At 74.3% G+C, this 16,572-nt stretch carries 14 protein-coding genes; 9 read left to right on the top strand and 5 right to left on the bottom strand.

The features are described from left to right. Positions 1-698 precede the first annotated feature (698 nt). Positions 699-3,224, bottom strand: coding sequence for a valine--tRNA ligase (gene valS / locus FB558_RS26300; protein ID WP_142057839.1), 2,526 nt, complete (start codon positions 3,222-3,224; stop codon positions 699-701). 63 nt (positions 3,225-3,287) lie between these two features. Here valS and FB558_RS26295 point away from each other — a divergent pair, with 63 nt between their 5' ends. From FB558_RS26295 to ndk, 3 genes are read left to right on the top strand one after another with little or no spacing between them, the layout of a single operon-like run. After that, a complete protein-coding gene (locus FB558_RS26295; protein ID WP_425468076.1) occupies positions 3,288-4,763 on the top strand; it encodes a bifunctional folylpolyglutamate synthase/dihydrofolate synthase in 1,476 nt (491 codons plus the stop codon). A gap of 34 nt (positions 4,764-4,797) precedes the next feature. Beyond that, on the top strand, positions 4,798-5,175 hold the full coding sequence (locus tag FB558_RS26290; protein WP_142057836.1) for a DUF4233 domain-containing protein: 378 nt from the start codon (positions 4,798-4,800) through the stop codon (positions 5,173-5,175). A gap of 37 nt (positions 5,176-5,212) precedes the next feature. After that, positions 5,213-5,623, top strand: coding sequence for a nucleoside-diphosphate kinase (gene ndk / locus FB558_RS26285; protein WP_142057834.1), 411 nt, complete (start codon positions 5,213-5,215; stop codon positions 5,621-5,623). 27 nt (positions 5,624-5,650) lie between these two features. Here ndk and FB558_RS26280 read toward each other — a convergent pair whose 3' ends face one another. The 3 genes from FB558_RS26280 to FB558_RS26270 are packed head-to-tail and all read right to left on the bottom strand — an operon-like array spanning position 5,651 to position 8,094. Continuing rightward, complete coding sequence (locus FB558_RS26280) at positions 5,651-6,541, bottom strand: MBL fold metallo-hydrolase (protein ID WP_142057832.1); 891 nt, start codon at positions 6,539-6,541, stop codon at positions 5,651-5,653. Next, the gene (locus tag FB558_RS26275; protein WP_142057830.1) at positions 6,538-7,116 is read right to left on the bottom strand and encodes a TetR/AcrR family transcriptional regulator; all 579 of its coding nucleotides are present in this window, start codon (positions 7,114-7,116) and stop codon (positions 6,538-6,540) included. The genes FB558_RS26280 and FB558_RS26275 overlap by 4 nt, the downstream gene beginning before the upstream one ends. 21 nt (positions 7,117-7,137) lie before the next feature. Beyond that, positions 7,138-8,094: a DUF2157 domain-containing protein gene (locus FB558_RS26270; RefSeq protein ID WP_170231528.1), complete on the bottom strand. Its 957-nt coding sequence runs from the start codon at positions 8,092-8,094 to the stop codon at positions 7,138-7,140. Positions 8,095-8,185: 91 nt separating this feature from the next. Between FB558_RS26270 and FB558_RS26265 the strand changes: the two genes are divergently transcribed. From FB558_RS26265 to FB558_RS26250, 4 genes are all read left to right on the top strand, one after another. Further along, positions 8,186-8,761, top strand: coding sequence for a helix-turn-helix domain-containing protein (locus FB558_RS26265; RefSeq protein ID WP_142057826.1), 576 nt, complete (start codon positions 8,186-8,188; stop codon positions 8,759-8,761). Between the two features lie 78 nt (positions 8,762-8,839). Next, positions 8,840-9,616 carry a tryptophan-rich sensory protein gene (locus FB558_RS26260; protein ID WP_142057824.1) on the top strand — a complete coding sequence of 259 codons (777 nt, stop codon included), beginning with the start codon at positions 8,840-8,842 and terminating at the stop codon, positions 9,614-9,616. An 85-nt stretch (positions 9,617-9,701) separates the two neighbouring features. Beyond that, positions 9,702-11,693, top strand: a complete 1,992-nt coding sequence (locus FB558_RS26255) for a TIGR03960 family B12-binding radical SAM protein (protein ID WP_142057822.1) — start codon at positions 9,702-9,704, stop codon at positions 11,691-11,693. Further along, entirely contained in the window at positions 11,686-12,213 is a 528-nt protein-coding gene (locus FB558_RS26250; RefSeq protein ID WP_142057820.1) for a GNAT family N-acetyltransferase, read from the top strand. Before FB558_RS26255 ends, FB558_RS26250 begins: the two co-directional genes overlap by 8 nt. Before the next feature lie 85 nt (positions 12,214-12,298). Here FB558_RS26250 and FB558_RS26245 read toward each other — a convergent pair whose 3' ends face one another. Next, positions 12,299-13,996, bottom strand: a complete 1,698-nt coding sequence (locus FB558_RS26245) for a choline dehydrogenase (protein ID WP_142057818.1) — start codon at positions 13,994-13,996, stop codon at positions 12,299-12,301. A 300-nt stretch (positions 13,997-14,296) separates the two neighbouring features. On the opposite strand from FB558_RS26245, the gene FB558_RS26240 reads away from it, so the two are divergent. Both FB558_RS26240 and FB558_RS26235 read left to right on the top strand, forming a co-directional pair. Further along, a complete protein-coding gene (locus FB558_RS26240) occupies positions 14,297-15,634 on the top strand; it encodes a lipopolysaccharide biosynthesis protein (RefSeq protein WP_142057816.1) in 1,338 nt (445 codons plus the stop codon). A 9-nt stretch (positions 15,635-15,643) separates the two neighbouring features. After that, positions 15,644-16,447, top strand: a complete 804-nt coding sequence (locus FB558_RS26235) for a TIGR03936 family radical SAM-associated protein (protein ID WP_211366853.1) — start codon at positions 15,644-15,646, stop codon at positions 16,445-16,447. Positions 16,448-16,572: the final 125 nt, after the last annotated feature.

The raw sequence follows: 16,572 nt of genomic DNA, 5'->3' as shown, positions 1-16,572 counted from the left end.
CACCACCTCTGCTGATCATGGCCGGTCGCGTTCCGTGGAACGCGCCTGTGCACGACCCGGTCGACGTCATGGGTCTTCGGCCGCGTGTTCAGACCCATGGTGTCGATGTCGTCGTGGGATCTCCTGTGGGCGGGCCGTTCCCGGCTCGAGACCGCTGCCTCTGTGCCCCGTGTGCCGGTCATGATCGAGGTGTCGGCGCGTTATCGGGCGTTTTCAACACGGGAACGCGCCGACTTGCTGATCATGAGTCGTGGCCGCCCGGAAATGATCTGCTGGTGCTGGGCAGGACCGTGTCGAAGGGATTCGGGAACGGCACCACAGCCGGATGAGCCGCACCCGGCGGGGACGGGCTCGTCGTGGACCGGCCGGGGCCATGTCGGGGACGGCCGTCAGGGCGACCACGTCACTCGGTGGTTGTGCCCACCCGGCCACTCTCGCCACCCGGGGGTGGGTAGGGCGCCGGGGTGGCTGCGAGTGATGCCTGGAACGGGGGTGGGGCAGTGGTCTCGAGCCGGGAACGGCGCGGCCACGCCAACCCGCCGCACGGGGCGCCACCACGGGTCCCCGATCGGGCGTGCTCACGCCCCCGTGTCGCGGCGCGCCCCCTGATTCGTCGCGCGCCCCCCCCGTCGACGGGGGGCGTGGGGCGCAGACGGGGGGCGTGGGCGGGTGCGCCGGTGGCCGCGGGCCGTCGCTGCTCAGAGGGTGACCTGGACCTCCAGCGGGGTGCGGCGGCGTTCCCGGAGTGTCAGCTCCTGGATGTGGCCGGCCGCGCGGAGGTCGGCCTCGGCGAGGGTGAGCCGGGCCAGGACGACGGGGTCGGCCGTCACGACCGCGCGCCGGACGTCCGTGCGCATCGAGACCTTGGCCTCGGACTTCGCCCGCCGCACGGCGGTGAGCACCTCGGTGGCGGCGGAGAGGACCTCCGCGTCGCCTGCGTCGCGACGCAGGTCCTCGGCGTCGGGCCAGGGGGCCAGGTGCACCGAGCCCTCCTGCCACCAGGACCACACCTCCTCGGTGACGAACGGCAGGATCGGCGCGAACAGGCGCAGGAGCACCGACAGGGCCGTGGTCAGGCCGGCCCGCGCCGATGCCGCGGCCTCGGACCCGTGCTCGCCGTAGGCCCGGGCCTTGACCAGCTCCAGGTGGTCGTCGCAGAAGTGCCAGAAGAAGCGCTCGGTGACCTCCAGCGCGCGGGCGTGGTCGAGCTCGTCCAGCGCCGCGGTGGCGGCCTCGACGGTGCCGGCCAGCTCGGCGAGCAGGGCGCGGTCCAGCGGCGCGGTGACCGGGCCGACCACGGCTCCCGTCGAGAGCGCGAACCGGCTCGCGTTGAGGATCTTGATGGCGAGCCTGCGGCCGATCTTCATCTGGCCGGGGTCGAACGCGGTGTCGGTGCCGGGCCGGGCGCTCGCCGCCCAGTACCGGACGGCGTCGGAGCCGTACTGCTCCAGCAGCGCCATCGGCGTGACGACGTTGCCCTTCGACTTCGACATCTTCTTGCGGTCCGGGTCGAGGATCCAGCCCGACAGCGTGACCTGGCGCCACGGCAGCTCGCCGTGCTCCAGGTGGGAGCGGACGACGGTCGAGAACAGCCAGGTGCGGATGATGTCGTGCGCCTGCGGGCGCAGCGCGAACGGGAAGACCCGGTCGAACAGGTCGTCGTCGGCGCACCAGCCACCCGCGATCTGCGGGGTGAGCGACGAGGTGGCCCAGGTGTCCATCACGTCGGGGTCGCCCGCGAAGCCGCCCGGCACCCCGCGCCGGTCGGCGGTGTACCCGGGCGGGGCGTCGGTGCCCGGGTCGACCGGCAGCGCCGCCTCGTCCGGGACGATCGGGTGGTCGTGGACGGGCTCGCCGCGCTCGTCGAGGGGGTACCAGACGGGGAACGGCACGCCGAAGAACCGCTGGCGGCTCACCAGCCAGTCGCCGTTCAGCCCCTCGACCCAGTTCTCGTAGCGGGCGCGCATGTGCGCCGGGTGCCAGCCCAGCTCGCGCCCGCGCGCCAGCAGTGCCTCCCGCAGGCCGGCGTCGCGGCCGCCGTTGCGCAGGTACCACTGCCGGGTGGTGACGATCTCGAGGGGCTTGTCGCCCTTCTCGTAGAACTTCACCGCGTGCGTGATCCGCTCCGGCTCGCCGACCAGCCGGCCCTGCGTGCGCAGCAGCGCGACCACACGCTCCCGTGCGGTGTGCACGGTGGCCCCGGCCAGCTCCGCGTACGCCGCGCCGTCGACGCCCGCGGGGGCCTCCGGGGCGAACCGGCCGTCGCGGCCGACGACCGCGCGGGTGGGCAGCGCCAGCTCACGCCACCACAGCACGTCGGTGGTGTCGCCGAACGTGCAGACCATGGCGATGCCGGTGCCCTTCTCCGGGTCGGCGGCGCGGTGGGCGAGCACCGGCACCTCCGCCCCGAAGACCGGCGTGCGCGCGTGCGTGCCGATCAGGTCGCGGTAGCGCGCGTCGTCGGGGTGGGCGACCAGCGCGACGCAGGCCGGCAGCAGCTCCGGGCGGGTGGTGGCGATCTCGAGGTCGGTGCCGTCGGCGCGGGTGAACAGCAGCCGGTGGAACGCGGCCGGGCGCTCCCGGTCCTCCAGCTCCGCCTGGGCCACGGCGGTGCGGAAGGTGACGTCCCACAGCGTCGGCGCCTCGGCCAGGTAGGCCTCGCCGCGCGCGAGCCCCCGCAGGAACGCCCGCTGCGCCGCCACCCGGGCGCGCGTGCCGATCGTCCGGTAGGTCATCGACCAGTCGACCGACAGCCCGAGGCGGCGCCAGAGCTCCTCGAACGCGACCTCGTCGGTCGCGGTGAGGCGCTCGCAGAGCGCGATGAAGTTGCGCCGCGACACCGGCACCTGGCGGTCGCCCGGCTTCTCGGCGGGCTCGAACGTGGGGTCGTAGGGCAGCGCGGGGTCGCAGCGCACGCCGAAGTGGTTCTGCACCCGCCGCTCGGTGGGCAGGCCGTTGTCGTCCCAGCCCATCGGGTAGAACACCGCGCGCCCGCGCATCCGCTGGTAGCGCGCGACGACGTCGGTGTGGGTGTAGGAGAACACGTGCCCGACGTGCAGCGACCCGCTCACCGTCGGCGGCGGGGTGTCGATGGCGAAGACGTCCTCGCGCGGCCGCGTGCGGTCGAACCGGTGTACGCCCCGCTCGTCCCATCGGGGAGCCCACTTCGGCTCGAGGCCGTCGATCGTGGGCCGCTCCGGCAGGGTGGGAACGGGCGGTGTCATGGGGCCACGGTAGCCAGGGCGGTCGAGCGGTTTGCCCGCGTCGTGGCTCGTAGACTCGGGCACGTGACAGAGCCCGACGAGCGCCCCGAAGGTGAGGGCGAGGTCCCCACCGCGGAGGACGCCGTGCTCTCGCACGTCCTCGACGCCATCCGCGGCGGCGACACCCCCGACGTGGTGCCCGCGCAGTCCTCCACGGCCGGCTATGCCGAGTTCCTCGCCGTGGAGGCCGAGCTCGACCGACGGTGGCCCGAGACCGTCATGGAGCCCTCCCTCGAGCGGATCAGCGCGCTCGTCGACGTGCTCGGCGAGCCGCACCGCGGCTACCCGGTCGTGCACCTCACCGGCACGAACGGCAAGACCTCCACCGCCCGGATGGTCGACGCCCTGCTCACCGAGGTGGGCCTGCGCACCGGGCGCTACACCAGCCCGCACCTGCAGCGCGCCACCGAGCGGATCAACATCGACAACCGGCCGGTCACGCCGGAGCGCTACGTGCAGGTCTACCGCGACGTCGCGCCGTTCGTCGACCTGATCGACGCGAAGGAGGGCACCCCCCTCTCGAAGTTCGAGGTGCTCACCGCCATGGGCTTCGCGGCCTTCGCGGACGCCCCGGTGGAGGCGGCCGTCGTCGAGGTGGGCATGGGCGGGCGCTGGGACGCCACCAACGTCGTCGACGGCACCGTCGCGGTGGTCACCCCGATCGGGCTCGACCACGCGGAGTACCTCGGCACGGACGTCGTCGGCATCGCCCGGGAGAAGGCCGGGATCATCAAGCCCGGGGCCGTGGCCGTGCTGGCGGCGCAGGACAAGCCCGTGGCCGACGCGCTGCTGGAGCGCTGCGTGGAGGTCGACGCGCAGGTGGCGCGGGAGGGCGTGGAGTTCGGCGTGCGCGAGCGGGAGATCGCGGTCGGCGGGCAGCGCCTCGTGCTGCAGGGCCTCGGCGGCACCTACGACGACATCTTCCTGCCCCTGCACGGCGAGCACCAGGCCAACAACGCCGCGCTAGCGCTCGCGGCCGCGGAGGCGCTCGTCGGCGCCGGACCGCAGCAGCCCCTCGACGCCGACGTCGTCCGCGCGGCGTTCGCCGGCGTCCTCTCCCCAGGTCGGCTGGAGCGGCTCGCGGCCGGCCAGGGCGTGCCCACCGTGCTCACCGACGCCGCCCACAACCCCGCGGGTGCCCGGGCGCTCGCGGCGGCGCTCACCACCGAGTTCCGCTTCACCCGGCTGGTCGGGGTGCTCGGTGTGCTGCGCGACAAGGACGCGCGCGGCATCCTCACCGAGCTGGAACCGGTGCTGCAGGAGGTCGTCGTCACCGCGAGCTCCTCGCCCCGCGCGATGGACGCCGACGAGCTGGGCGCGCTCGCCGTCGAGGTGTTCGGTTCCGGGCGGGTGAGCGTGGAGCCGGTGTTCTCCGAGGCCGTCGAGCAGGCCAGGGAGCTCGCCGAGGAAGGCGGCGAGTCCGGCGTCGGCGTCGTGATCACGGGCTCGGTGGTCACGGCGGGCGAGGCGCGGGCGCTGTTCGGCAAGGAGCCCTCATGACCGCCGACGTGCTTCCTCCCGCGGAGGCGGCGTCATGACGGCCCCGGACCCGATGAAGGGCCTGCGCGGCGTGTTCGCCGCCACGCTGACCCTCGAGGCGATCGTCGTGGCGCTGTCCCTGCTGGTGCTGGCCAAGTTCGGCGAGGGGGCCACTCCGCTGGGCGTCGGCGTGATCACCGCGCTCGCCGTCGCGATGGTCGTGGCCGCCGGGTTGCAGCGGCGCCCGTGGGGCCTGCACCTCGCGCTCGGCCTGCAGGTCGTGATGATCGCCTGCGGGCTGCTCGTGCCGGCGCTCGGCGTGATGGGTGTCGTGTTCGCGCTGGTCTGGGGCGGGCTCCTGCTGCTGCGCCGGGATCTCGCGGGCAAGATGGCCCGCGGCGAGCTGCCGAGCCAGCAGGTCCGCGATCCCTGACGCCGCACGCCGGACGGCCGCCGATACCCTCGTCCGCGTGACTGAACGCACTCTCGTCCTCGTCAAGCCCGACGGCGTGCAGCGCCGCCTGATCGGCGAGGTCCTCTCCCGCATCGAGCGCAAGGGGCTCGGCCTCGTCGCGCTCGAGCTGCGCACCGTCGAGCGCGGCCTCGCCGAGCAGCACTACGCCGAGCACGACGGCAAGCCCTTCTTCGGCGACCTGCTCGAGTTCATCACCTCCGGACCGGTGCTCGCCGCCGTCGTGGAGGGCCCGCGCGCGATCGCCGCGTTCCGCCAGCTCGCGGGCGGCACCGACCCCGTCGAGAAGGCCACGCCGGGCACCATCCGCGGGGACTTCGGCCTGGAGACCCAGTTCAACCTCGTCCACGGCTCCGACTCCACCGAGAGCGCCGCCCGGGAGATCAAGCTCTGGTTCCCGAACCTGTGACCGCGGCGCCCGGCGCGGTGCCGCCGCTCAGCGGCCCGCGCCCGGTGCGCTCGGGTCGTCCGGTGCCACTCGGCTGATCCCGGCCTCGGGCCGCCGCCGCTGCGCGGCCCGCAGCTCGACGGCGTCGTGTGCGCAGAACACCGTGACCTCGTCGGAACGGGTGTGCGCGAGCTCGCGGAGCCGCTCCTGGTTGGCCAGCCGCAGCCCGTGCGCGACCTCCATCCGGCGCTGCATCACCCGCAGCCCCGGCGGGCAGGCGGGGCCGTCCGGGCGCATCTCCCCGTGGAAGAAGTAGGCGTCGCCCGCGTGCAGCAGCCAGCGATCGCCGTCCCGGACGGCGACGCCGGTGTGCCCGACGGTGTGGCCGGTCAGCGGCACCAGCAGCACGTCCGGCGGCAGGCCGGGCAGCTCGCGCACGGCCTGGAAGCCGAACCACTCCTCGCCCCGCGGGTCGTGCGGGCGCCACCGCGGCCCGTGCGCCCACTGCGCCGACGGGTAGCGCTCCCGCTCCCGGGACGAGCGGGCCGTCCGGGCGGCCTCCAGCTCGGTGCGCAGCACGTGCACCTCGGCGTCCGGGAAGTCGCGCAGCCCGCCCGCGTGGTCGAGGTCGAGGTGGGTGAGCACCACGTGGCGCACGTCCGCGGGATCGTGGCCGAGCCGCTCGACCTGGTGGCGCGCGGTCTCCGCCCGGTCGAGCACCGGGCGGGCCATCAGCCGGAACTGCCGGGTCAGGGTCGCGTCCGGGTCCGTCACGTCGCCGGTGCCGAGCCCCGTGTCCACGAGCACGAGCCCGGCCCCGGTCTCGATCAGCAGGCAGTGGCAGACCATCTCCGCCGTCGCGAGGACGGACCCGGTCCCGCTCGCCAGTCGGCCACCCGCCGGGCGCATCGTGCCGCAGTTGAGGTGGTGGACGGTCATCGGATGCTCCGTTCCGCGTCGAGGAGGGCGCGCAGCCGGGCGCGGACCGCGTGCAGGGGGGCGAGGTCGCGGCGGGTGCGGGCGAGCAGCAGGCCGCCCTCGACCGCGGCGACCAGCACCGTCGCGAGCTCCTCCGGCTCGGCGGCGCCTGCGGCCGCCAACCGGGCGGCGACCAGCGCCTCCCAGTCGGCGTAGACCTCCGCGCACGCCGTGCGGATCGGCTCGTTGTCGGCCGCGGCGTCGAGCGCGACCGTCGCGACGGGACAGCCCTCGCGGAAGCCGGAGGCGGCCAGGTGTTCGCCGAGCATCTCGACGACGCGGTCCAGCGCCGCGGCGGGGTCCGGCGTGCTCGCGAGCGCCGCCTCGATCCCGGTGGTCACGTCCGCGCCCGCCTGCCGCACCGACTCGACCGCCAGCTGCTCCTTCCCGCCGGGGAAGTGGAAGTACAGCGAGCCCTTCGGCAGCCCTCCTGCGGCGAGCACCTGGTTCAGCCCGGTGCCGTGGTAGCCCTGCGCGCGGAACAGTGCCGCGGCCGTGCGCAGCGTCCGTGAGCGCGTCTCTCCCCGAGTGGTCACGGCTCGACTATAGAGACCGGTCTAGTGATTATTCGACCCCGGCCGATCCTCCGCGCCTCCCGGCCGCCTGCGGGTGAGCACCACCGCCAGCGCCACCAGCACGAGACCCACCACGAGCAGGCCGAGCAGCGGGCCCAGCTCGGCGTCGAAGATCTCGGCGACGGCCACCGGCACCGCGACGAACAGCCCGGCCGTGCCGATCGCGAGCAGCCACTGCCGGTGTCCGCGCACGCCGAGCACCACCAGCGCGGCGGCGCTCAGCACGCCGACCACCGCCCAGGCCGAGCGTCCCGTCCCCGCCCCGAGCGGCCCGGCGACCACGGCCAGCGCTCCCAGCACCCAGCCGGCGGGCGCGGGCCGGAGCCGCCCGCTCGCCGCCCCCGCGATCCACGCCAGACCCAACACCCACAGCAGCGGGCCGAGGGAGCGGTAGCGGTCGTCGACCAGGCCGACCACGGCGAACAGCGTGGCGGCCGCGGCGGCGAACGCCGCGACGTGCTGCAGCACCTCGGGCCGGAGCCACCACAGGACGGCCGCGAGCGCCAGCGCGCCCGCCGTGGCGAGCACCGCGCTCACATCGAACGGCACACCGAACAGGTCGGACGCCGCGACGCCGACCGTGCCGGAGAGCGCCACCACCGCGACGGCCCACAGGAAGCCGCCGAGCCGGCCCGCGGGGCCGCTGCGCCCGCCCAGCACGCCCCCGGCCGCGAGGACGGCCGCGGTGACCACGGCGAGCAGCAGCACCCGCACCACGGGGCCGAGCTCGTGCCACACCTCCCGGCCGAGCAGGAGCGCCGCCACGACGGCCAGCGCGCCGCCGAGGTAGCCGAGGACCTCCGGCACGACGCTCCGGCGACCCGGCGTGGCCGGTCCGTCCTCGAGCGCGGCGATCGCCTCGGCCTGCGCCCGCGTGACGATGCCCTCGGCCACGGCCCGCGCGAGGGCCGGGTGCAGCGGGGGCGGAGCGTCCGGCACGGCACTCCCTCCGGGTCGGCGTGCGCAGAACGTACCGCCGCCACCGGCGCCCACGTGCACGTTCTCGTGCCGAACCGGCAACATGGGCGGCATGGACGAGCTGGCGGGTGTGCTGGAAGCGGTCGGGCCGCGGCTGCGGACGCTGCGCCGCAACCGGCGGATCACCCTCGCCGACCTGTCGGCGACCACGGGGATCTCCGAGAGCACCCTGTCGCGGCTGGAGAGCGGCCGGCGGCGCGCGAACCTGGAGCTGCTGCTGCCGCTCGCCCGCGCCTACGGGGTGCCCCTCGACGACCTCGTCGGCGCCCCGCCCACCGGGGACCCGCGCGTGCACATGCGGCCGGTGCACCTGCACGGGCGGACGTTCATCCCGCTGACCCGGCGTGCGGGCGGGGTGCAGGCGTACAAAATGATCATCCCGGGGCGCCGGGAGCCGGTGGAGCCCGATCCGCAGACCCACGAGGGCTACGAGTGGCTCTACGTGCTCGACGGACGGCTGCGCATGGTGCTCGGGGAGCAGGACCTGGTCCTGTCCCCCGGCGAGGTGGCCGAGTTCGACACCCACCTCCCGCACTGGTTCGACGCGGCCGGGAGCACCGCGGTGGAGCTGCTGATCCTCTTCGGAAAGCAGGGCGAGCGCGCCCACGTCCGCGCCCGCCCCGCCTGACGTCACCGTCGTGACGCGATCGGGCGGCAGGACGGACTCGGGTGGCTGGCGGCGCGGTTCGGGGCTGACAATGGAGCGATGACGGTCCTCTCCCCGCACGCCACCCGGGCCGACCTGGTCCGGAACATCGCGGTGGCGCTGCTCGCGATCGTCCAGGTCGTGGTGGCCGTGGTCGCAGGCGACGCGGTCGGACCGGTCGCGCGCGAGTACGCGACCCCCCTGCTCGCGGCCGGCTGGACGTTCGCGGTGTGGCTCCCGATCTACGCCGGGTTCCTCGGCTACGCCGCCTACCAGGCGCTGCCCGGGCAGCGTGCCCGGCAGGTCCACCGCCGTACCGGGTGGTGGCTCGCGGCGTCGGCGGTGTTCAACGCCGCGTGGGTACTGGCGTTCGGGGCCGGCTGGCTGCCGCTGGCCGAGCTGCTGATCCTCGCCCTGCTGGTGTGCGTCGCCGTGGCGTACGGGCGGTTCACCCGCACCCCGGCCGATGGCGTCCTGGAACGGGTGCTGGTGCGCGGCACCGTCGCGCTCTACACCGGCTGGGTCAGCCTCGCCACGGCGCTCGGCACCGCCGCCACCGGCGTCTGGATCGGGCTGCCGGGCGCCGGCCCGCTGGCCGTCATCGCGGCGATCGTCGTGCTGTTGGCGGTCACCGCGGTCGTGTCGTGGGCGGTGCTGGCCGGCACGGCCGTCGTCCCGTTGGCCGCCGCCGTGGTGTGGGCGATCGCAGGCACGGCGCTCAACGACCCCCCGGCCGGTGTGGTCGTCGCGGGCGCGGTCGCGATCGTGGTCGTCATCGCGTCGGTGGTGCGGCGGATCACCACCGCGGGCTTCCCGGTCCGGGCGGCATGGGGCTGACACCGCGGCACAGCGTGACCTGCAGGGACCGTTCGCACCCGGGCGTGTGACGGAGCGTGTGACGACGCGGCTACCCTGGACCGACATGACGGCACCGTCGGTTTTCCCGGAGCTCGAGCCGCTGCTCCCACGCGTCTCGAAGCCGGTGCAGTACGTCGGCGGCGAGCTGAACGCGCAGGTGGGTGAGTGGGAGTCCGCCGCCGTGCGGTGGGCGCTCATGTACCCGGACGCGTACGAGGTCGGGCTGCCCAACCAGGGCGTCATGATCCTCTACGAGCTGCTCAACGAGCGCCCCGACGCGCTCGCCGAACGCTGCTACGCGGTCTGGCCGGACCTCGAGGCGCTGATGCGCGAGCACGGCGTCCCCGCGTTCACCGTCGACGGGCACCGGCCGCTCGGCGCGTTCGACCTGATCGGCGTCAGCTTCTCCACCGAGCTCGGCTACACGAACCTGCTCACGGCGCTCGACCTCGCGGGCATCCCGCTGCACGCGGTCGACCGGGACGCCGACCACCCGGTCGTCGTCGCGGGCGGGCACGCGGCGTTCAACCCGGAGCCGATCGCCGACTTCGTCGACGTCGCCGCGATCGGCGACGGCGAGGAGGTCGTCGGCGAGATCACCGACGTCGTGAAGGCGTGGAAGGCCGAGGGACGCCCGGGCGGGCGCCGGGAGCTGCTGCTGCGCCTCGCCGGGGTCGACGGCTGCTACGTGCCCTCGCTCTACGACGTGGGCTACGGCGCCGACGGCGCCATCGCCGCGGTCACGCCGGTCGACGCGCGCGCCCCGCGCACCGTCACCAAGCGCACCACGAGCGACCTGGACGCGTGGCCCTACCCCAAGCAGCCGCTCGTGCCGCTCGCCGAGACGGTCCACGAACGCGCCAGCGTCGAGATCTTCCGCGGCTGCACCCGCGGCTGCCGCTTCTGCCAGGCCGGGATGATCACCCGCCCGGTCCGGGAGCGGACGCTGCGGGGCATCGGCGAGATGGTCGACGCGTCGGTGCGGGCGAGCGGGTTCGACGAGGTCGGGCTGCTGTCGCTGTCCAGCGCCGACCACTCGGAGATCGCCGAGATCACCAAGGGCCTCGCCGACCGCTACGAGGGCACCAACACCTCGCTGTCGCTGCCGAGCACCCGCGTCGACGCGTTCAACATCGACCTGGCCAACGAGATCTCCCGCAACGGCCGCCGCTCGGGGCTCACCTTCGCCCCCGAGGGCGGGTCCGAGCGGATCCGGCGCGTCATCAACAAGATGGTGTCGGAGGAGGACCTGATCCGCACCGTCTCGGAGGCGTTCGCGCAGGGCTGGCGGCAGGTGAAGCTGTACTTCATGTGCGGGTTGCCCACCGAGGAGGACGACGACGTCCTGCAGATCGCGGACATGGCGCACAACGTCATCCGCGCCGGGCGGGAGGCGTCGGGCCGCAACGACGTGCGGTGCACGATCTCGATCGGCGGGTTCGTGCCCAAGCCGCACACGCCGTTCCAGTGGGCCGCGCAGGCACACCCGGACGTCGTCGACGACCGGCTGCGCAAGCTGCGGGCCAAGGTCAACAGCAACCGCAAGCTCGGCCGCAACGTCGGCATGCGCTACCACGACGGGCAGCCGTCGCTGATCGAAGGGCTGCTGGCCCGCGGCGACCGGCGGGTCGGTCGCGTGATCGAACGCGTGTGGCGCGAGGGCGGCCGGTTCGACGGCTGGAGCGAGCACTTCTCCTACCAGCGCTGGGTCGACTCGGCGGCCGCGGAGCTGGAGCCGTTGGGCGTGTCGCTGGAGTGGTTCACCACCCGCGAGCGCGACCGCGACGAGGTGCTGCCCTGGGACCACCTCGACTCCGGGCTGGAGCGCGACTGGCTCTGGGACGACTGGCAGGACGCGCTCGCCGCCCGCGAGCAGGACGACTGCCGCTGGACGCCGTGCTTCGACTGCGGCGTCTGCCCCGCCACGGGCACCGACATCGAGGTCGGCCCGAGCGGCACCACCCTGCTGCCGCTGACGGTCGTGAACCCGCTCAGCGCGGCTCCGCGGGGCGACCGGGCAGCGCCGACCCGGGGGGACGCAGGCGCGGGTGGCTGACGGCACCGGCAACGGCGGCGCCACCGGTCAGCAGCTCGGCATCCGCGTCGCCGACGAGCGCGACGTCGGCGCGCTGGCCCGGCTGCGCCGCGCCTGGCTGGAGGAGCGCACCGGCCACCCCGTGGAGGACCCGGGGTTCGAGGCCGCGTTCGCGCAGTGGTGGCGGGTCGAGCTGCCCCGCCGCACCTTCTGGCTGGCCGAGATCGGCTCGCCGCGCAGCGGCTACACCGCGATCGGCTCGATCAACGTGCTCGAGATCGTGCACATGCCCCGGCCGGGCGCGCGCGGCGGCCGCATCGGGCACGTCGGCAACGCCTTCGTGCTCGCGTCGTTCGCCGACCGCGGCGTGCCCGGGGCGTTGCTCACCGCGGTGGTCGAGCACGCCCGGACCCGCCGCTACCGGCGCCTGCTGCTGGCTCCGACGGCCGGCAGCGCGCCGTTCTACCGGCGCGCCGGCTTCGTCCCCGCGGGCGACGGCTTCCTGGTGCTGGAACCGGAGCCGGCCGGCACGACCCGATAGCGGGCCGGCCAGCTGCGATCGTGCGGCCGACCCACTCCACACAAGGCCCGCTGTGTGTGGAGTGGACAGCCGGTGTGTGGAGTGCTCAGGCGGACTTCTCCGGGCCGATCTCCTCCGCCCCGGGGACGTTCGCACGTTCGGCCGGCCGGCGCTGGAAGTACGCCACGCGCTCCGGTTCGAGCGCCGGTCGCTCGAGGATCATGTCCGCGGCCTTCTCGGCGATCACCATCACGGGGGCGTAGGTGTTCGCGTTCGTGACCTGGGGCATCACGGAGGCGTCGACGACGCGCAGGCCGTCGAGGCCGTGCACGCGCATCGAGTGCGGGTCGACCACGGCCTTGTCGTCGGTGCCCATCCGGCACGAGCCCGAGTAGTGCATGGCCGACTTCGCGTTCGTGACCACCCAGTCCCAGATCTGGTCGTCGGTCTGCACTCCCGCGCCGGGGGCGGCCTCGCCGCCGTCGTAGCGCGCCAGTGCCGGCTGCTTCATGATCTCGCGCGTGACGCGGATGGCGTCGATCCAGTCGCGGCGGTCCTGCTCGGTGGACAGGTAGTTGAACTGGATGGCCGGCGGCGTGCGCCAGTTCCGCGCGGTGGCCCGGATGGTGCCGCGCGAGTCGGAGTTCATCACGCCGACGTGCACCTGGTAGCCGTGCGGGCCGGTGGGCGAGGTCGGGTAGGACTTCGAGGCCAGGGCGAGGAACTGGTACATCAGGTTCGGGAAGGCGAGCCCGTCGTTGCTGCGCGCGAACCCACCCGCGTCCCAGTGGTTGGTGGCGCCGGGGCCGCTGCGCAGGAACAGCCACTGGGCGCCGATCCACGGCGCGTTCTTCAGGTTCGCGGTGGGCTGCAGCGACACCGGCTTCGTGCAGGAGTGCTGGATCTGCACGGCGAGGTGGTCCTGCAGGTTGGCGCCCACCCCGGGCAGGTGGTGGACCACCGGCACGCCCACGGACTCCAGGTGGTCGGCGTCGCCCACGCCGGAGAGCTGCAGCAGGTGCGGGCTCTTGATCGCACCTGCGCACAGGATGGTGTCGCGGCTGCGCACCTGCTGCACGCGCCCGCGCCGGTCGACGTACTCGACGCCCACGGCGCGGTGGCCCTCGAACACGACCCGCGAGACCGTGACGCCGGTGCGGACCGTGAGGTTCGGGCGCCGCAGGGCCGGGCGGAGGTAGGCGCGGGTGGCCGACCAGCGCCGGGAGCGGCGGATGTTGTGGTCGAGGGGGCCGAACCCCTCCTGCCGGAAGCCGTTGACGTCATCGGTGGCGTGGTGCCCGGCCTGCTGGGCGGCCAGCAGGAACGCCTGCTCGAGCGGGTTGCTGGGCCGGGACCGCTGCACGGTGAGCGGGCCCCCGCGCCCCCGGAACGGGCTGCGGGTCTCGGCGTCCTCCATGCGCTTGAAGTAGGGCAGCACGTGGGCGTAGTCCCAGTCCTGCATGCCCGGCGCGGCGGCCCAGCCGTCGTAGTCCATCGGGTTGCCGCGCTGGTAGAGCATCCCGTAGAGGTTGCTGGTGCCGCCGAGCATGCGGCCCGCGGGAAGGTTCATGCGCCGCCCGCGCAGGTGCGGCTCCGGCTCGCTGCGGTAGCGCCAGTCGTAGAAGCTGCGACCACGGGTGAACGCGATGCCCGCCGGCATGCGCACCAGCACGTCCCATGAGTAGTCCGGGCGTCCGCTCTCGAGGACGAGCACGGTGCGCGCCGGGTCGGCGCTCAGCCGGTTCGCCAGGGCCGAACCCGCGGAGCCACCCCCCACGATGACGTGGTCGAAGAATCCATTCATGACGTCCCCCATCGGCGGCAGCTGGTGCACGAACCACTGCGCGGCCAGTCCGGCTGCCGCTCTGCACCGGTTGTCCGTTTCACCCGATCGGGGATGCAATGGCCGTGGCGACGCAGCACGCTACACGGCGCTGAGCGGGCGTTTCCGGCTGGTCGGCAAGGGCTGTTGCACTGGTCGCAGGGGGTGTCGGGTCACGGGCTAACGTGGTGGCGCCGGGCTGCGATAGGACCATCGCGATACACCGGTTGGCTCGTGGGGGGAGTGGTGACGACCGTGCCGTCACGCCCCGGGGACGCCCCGGTGACAGAGCGCGCTCGCTCGCTCGCGCGTGGTGTGGTCGGCGGCTGGCGCGCTCCCCAGCACCGCGACGGGATGGCGCTCGTGCTGAGCTCCGGCATCTCGTCGGTGATCGGGCTCCTGTTCTGGGTGCTCGCCGCGCGGATGTTCGACCCGGCCGTCGTCGGGGTCGGGTCGGCCGCGCTGTCGGCGATGACCTTGCTCGGCTCCGCCGCCCACCTGAACATGGGCAACGCGATGCTGCGCTTCGTGCCGGTCGCCGGCGGCCGCGCCAAGGCGATCGTCATGGGCTGCTTCGCCGTCGGGGCCGGCGTGGGCACGGTGCTCGGCCTCGGGTTCGCGGCCGGCGCCGGGTTCTGGGCCCCGGAGCTCGTCGAGGGTTTCGGCTACCCGGCGCTGATCGGGTTCTTCGCGGTGAGCACGCCGATCTGGACGCTCTTCGTGCTGCAGGACGCGGCGCTCACATCGATCCGCCGGGCGGACCTGGTGCTGGTCGAGAACGCCGTGTTCGCCCTGCTGAAGATCGGCATGCTGGTGCTGGCCGCCGTCCTCGCCGTGCCCGGCGGGATCGCGGTGTCGTGGGTGGTCGCGACCGTGCTCGTCGTGCTCGTGGTCATCGGGTTCCTGGCCCGGGCGCTCCCGTCGGGAGCGGGACGGCCGGGCGAACCGGTCACGGCGCGGGACCTCGCGGGCTTCGTGCGCGCCGACTACGCGGGAAACATCTTCTGGCAGGCGGCCGTCTTCGGGCTGCCACTGGTCGTCATCGCGCTCGCCGGTGCCGAGGGCGCCGCCACCTACGGCGTCATCTGGCAGATCGGCTTCGGGCTGTACCTGGTCGCGATCGGCATGGGCAAGTCGATGGTCACGCACGCCGCCGGTGACCCCACCAAGGCCGAGCGGGCCCGCCGGGGGATGGAGCGGAAGGCGCTGACGCTCATCGTGCCCGCCGCCCTCGTGATCGTCGTGGCGGCGCACCCGCTGCTGTCGCTCTTCGGGCGCGCCTACGCCGAGAGCGGCTCGGTCCTGCTCGTGCTCCTCGCGCTGTCGGCGATCCCGCACGTCGTCACCGCCTCGACGACCTGGGCCGCGCGCATCCACCGCAACGGTGCGGTGCTCGTCGGGCTGCCCGCCGCCACCAGCGTCTGCGTGATCACCGGCACCGTGGTGCTCGTACCGATGATCGGCGTCGCCGGGGCGGGATGGGCGTGGCTCGGCACGCAGAGCGTGGCCGCCGCCGTGATCCTGCTGCTCCGCGCGGGACGCCGGGGCCGCAAGGCGCCTCCGCGCCACCGGGCGACGCCGCCCCCGCGCTGGGCGAGGGCGGGCGGGACCGCCTCCTAGACTCCCCCCATGGCCCGTGTCCGGCCCGGGGAGGCCGCCAACCCCGCTCCGCCCACCGTGCAGCGCATCCGGCTGCGGTTCGCGAAGCGGGGCAGGCTGCGCTTCCTGTCCCACCGCGACGTCGCCCGCAGCTTCGAGCGGGCGGTGCGCCGCGCCGGCCTGCCGGTGGCCCACTCGCACGGGTTCAGTCCGCACCCGCGGCTGTCGTGGGTCGGTGCCGCGCCGACCGGCACGGCCAGCGAGGCCGAGTACGTCGAGCTGGGCCTGACGCGCCCGGTCGAGCCCGCCGCCCTCGTCGCCGCGCTGGACGCCGCGCTGCCCGACGGCCTCGACGTGCTCGCCGCCGCCGTCGCGGAGCCGCCGGCGCTGGCCGACCGGATCGACGCCAGCCGCTGGGTGCTGGAGCTGCCCGGTGTCGAGCCCGCCGCGCTGCGGGCGGCGGTGGCGGCCCTGCTCGCCGAGGAGAGCCTCGTCGTCGAACGCGTCACACCGTCGGGCCGTCGCAAGATCGATGTTCGGGCCGCCGTCGTACGTGCCGACGTGCAGGATCCCGGCTCCGGGGACCCTGCTCCGACGGGTGGTGCCCCAGTCGGGCCCCCCGATCGGGCGGGAGTCTGTGCGATAATGAGCGCGGTCGTGCGGCAGACGACACCCGCCGTTCGACCCGACGACGTGTTGGGTGCACTCGATGTTGTCGCAGGCCTCAAGCTGCCGGCGCCCGCGAAGGCGACGCGGACGGCTCAGGGACTGCTCGACCATCGAGGCGAAGTGGCCGATCCACTCGGCTCTGCCCGGGTCACCACCCAGGGCTGAGCCAGGCGGGTCGGCACCCGGCACGACGCCGAGGAGGGCCGCCCCCACGGGGCGGAGCGAGACCCGAGGATTGCTCGTCGCGCACCGCGCGGTGAGAGAACTGCACGTGCCCCTGCGCGGCCGCC

The sequence above is a fragment of the Pseudonocardia kunmingensis genome, assembly GCF_006716445.1.
Classification (GTDB): domain Bacteria; phylum Actinomycetota; class Actinomycetes; order Mycobacteriales; family Pseudonocardiaceae; genus Pseudonocardia; species Pseudonocardia kunmingensis.
Note: the sequence above shows the minus strand (reverse complement) of the source record. Positions and strands in the feature narration are given on the sequence as shown.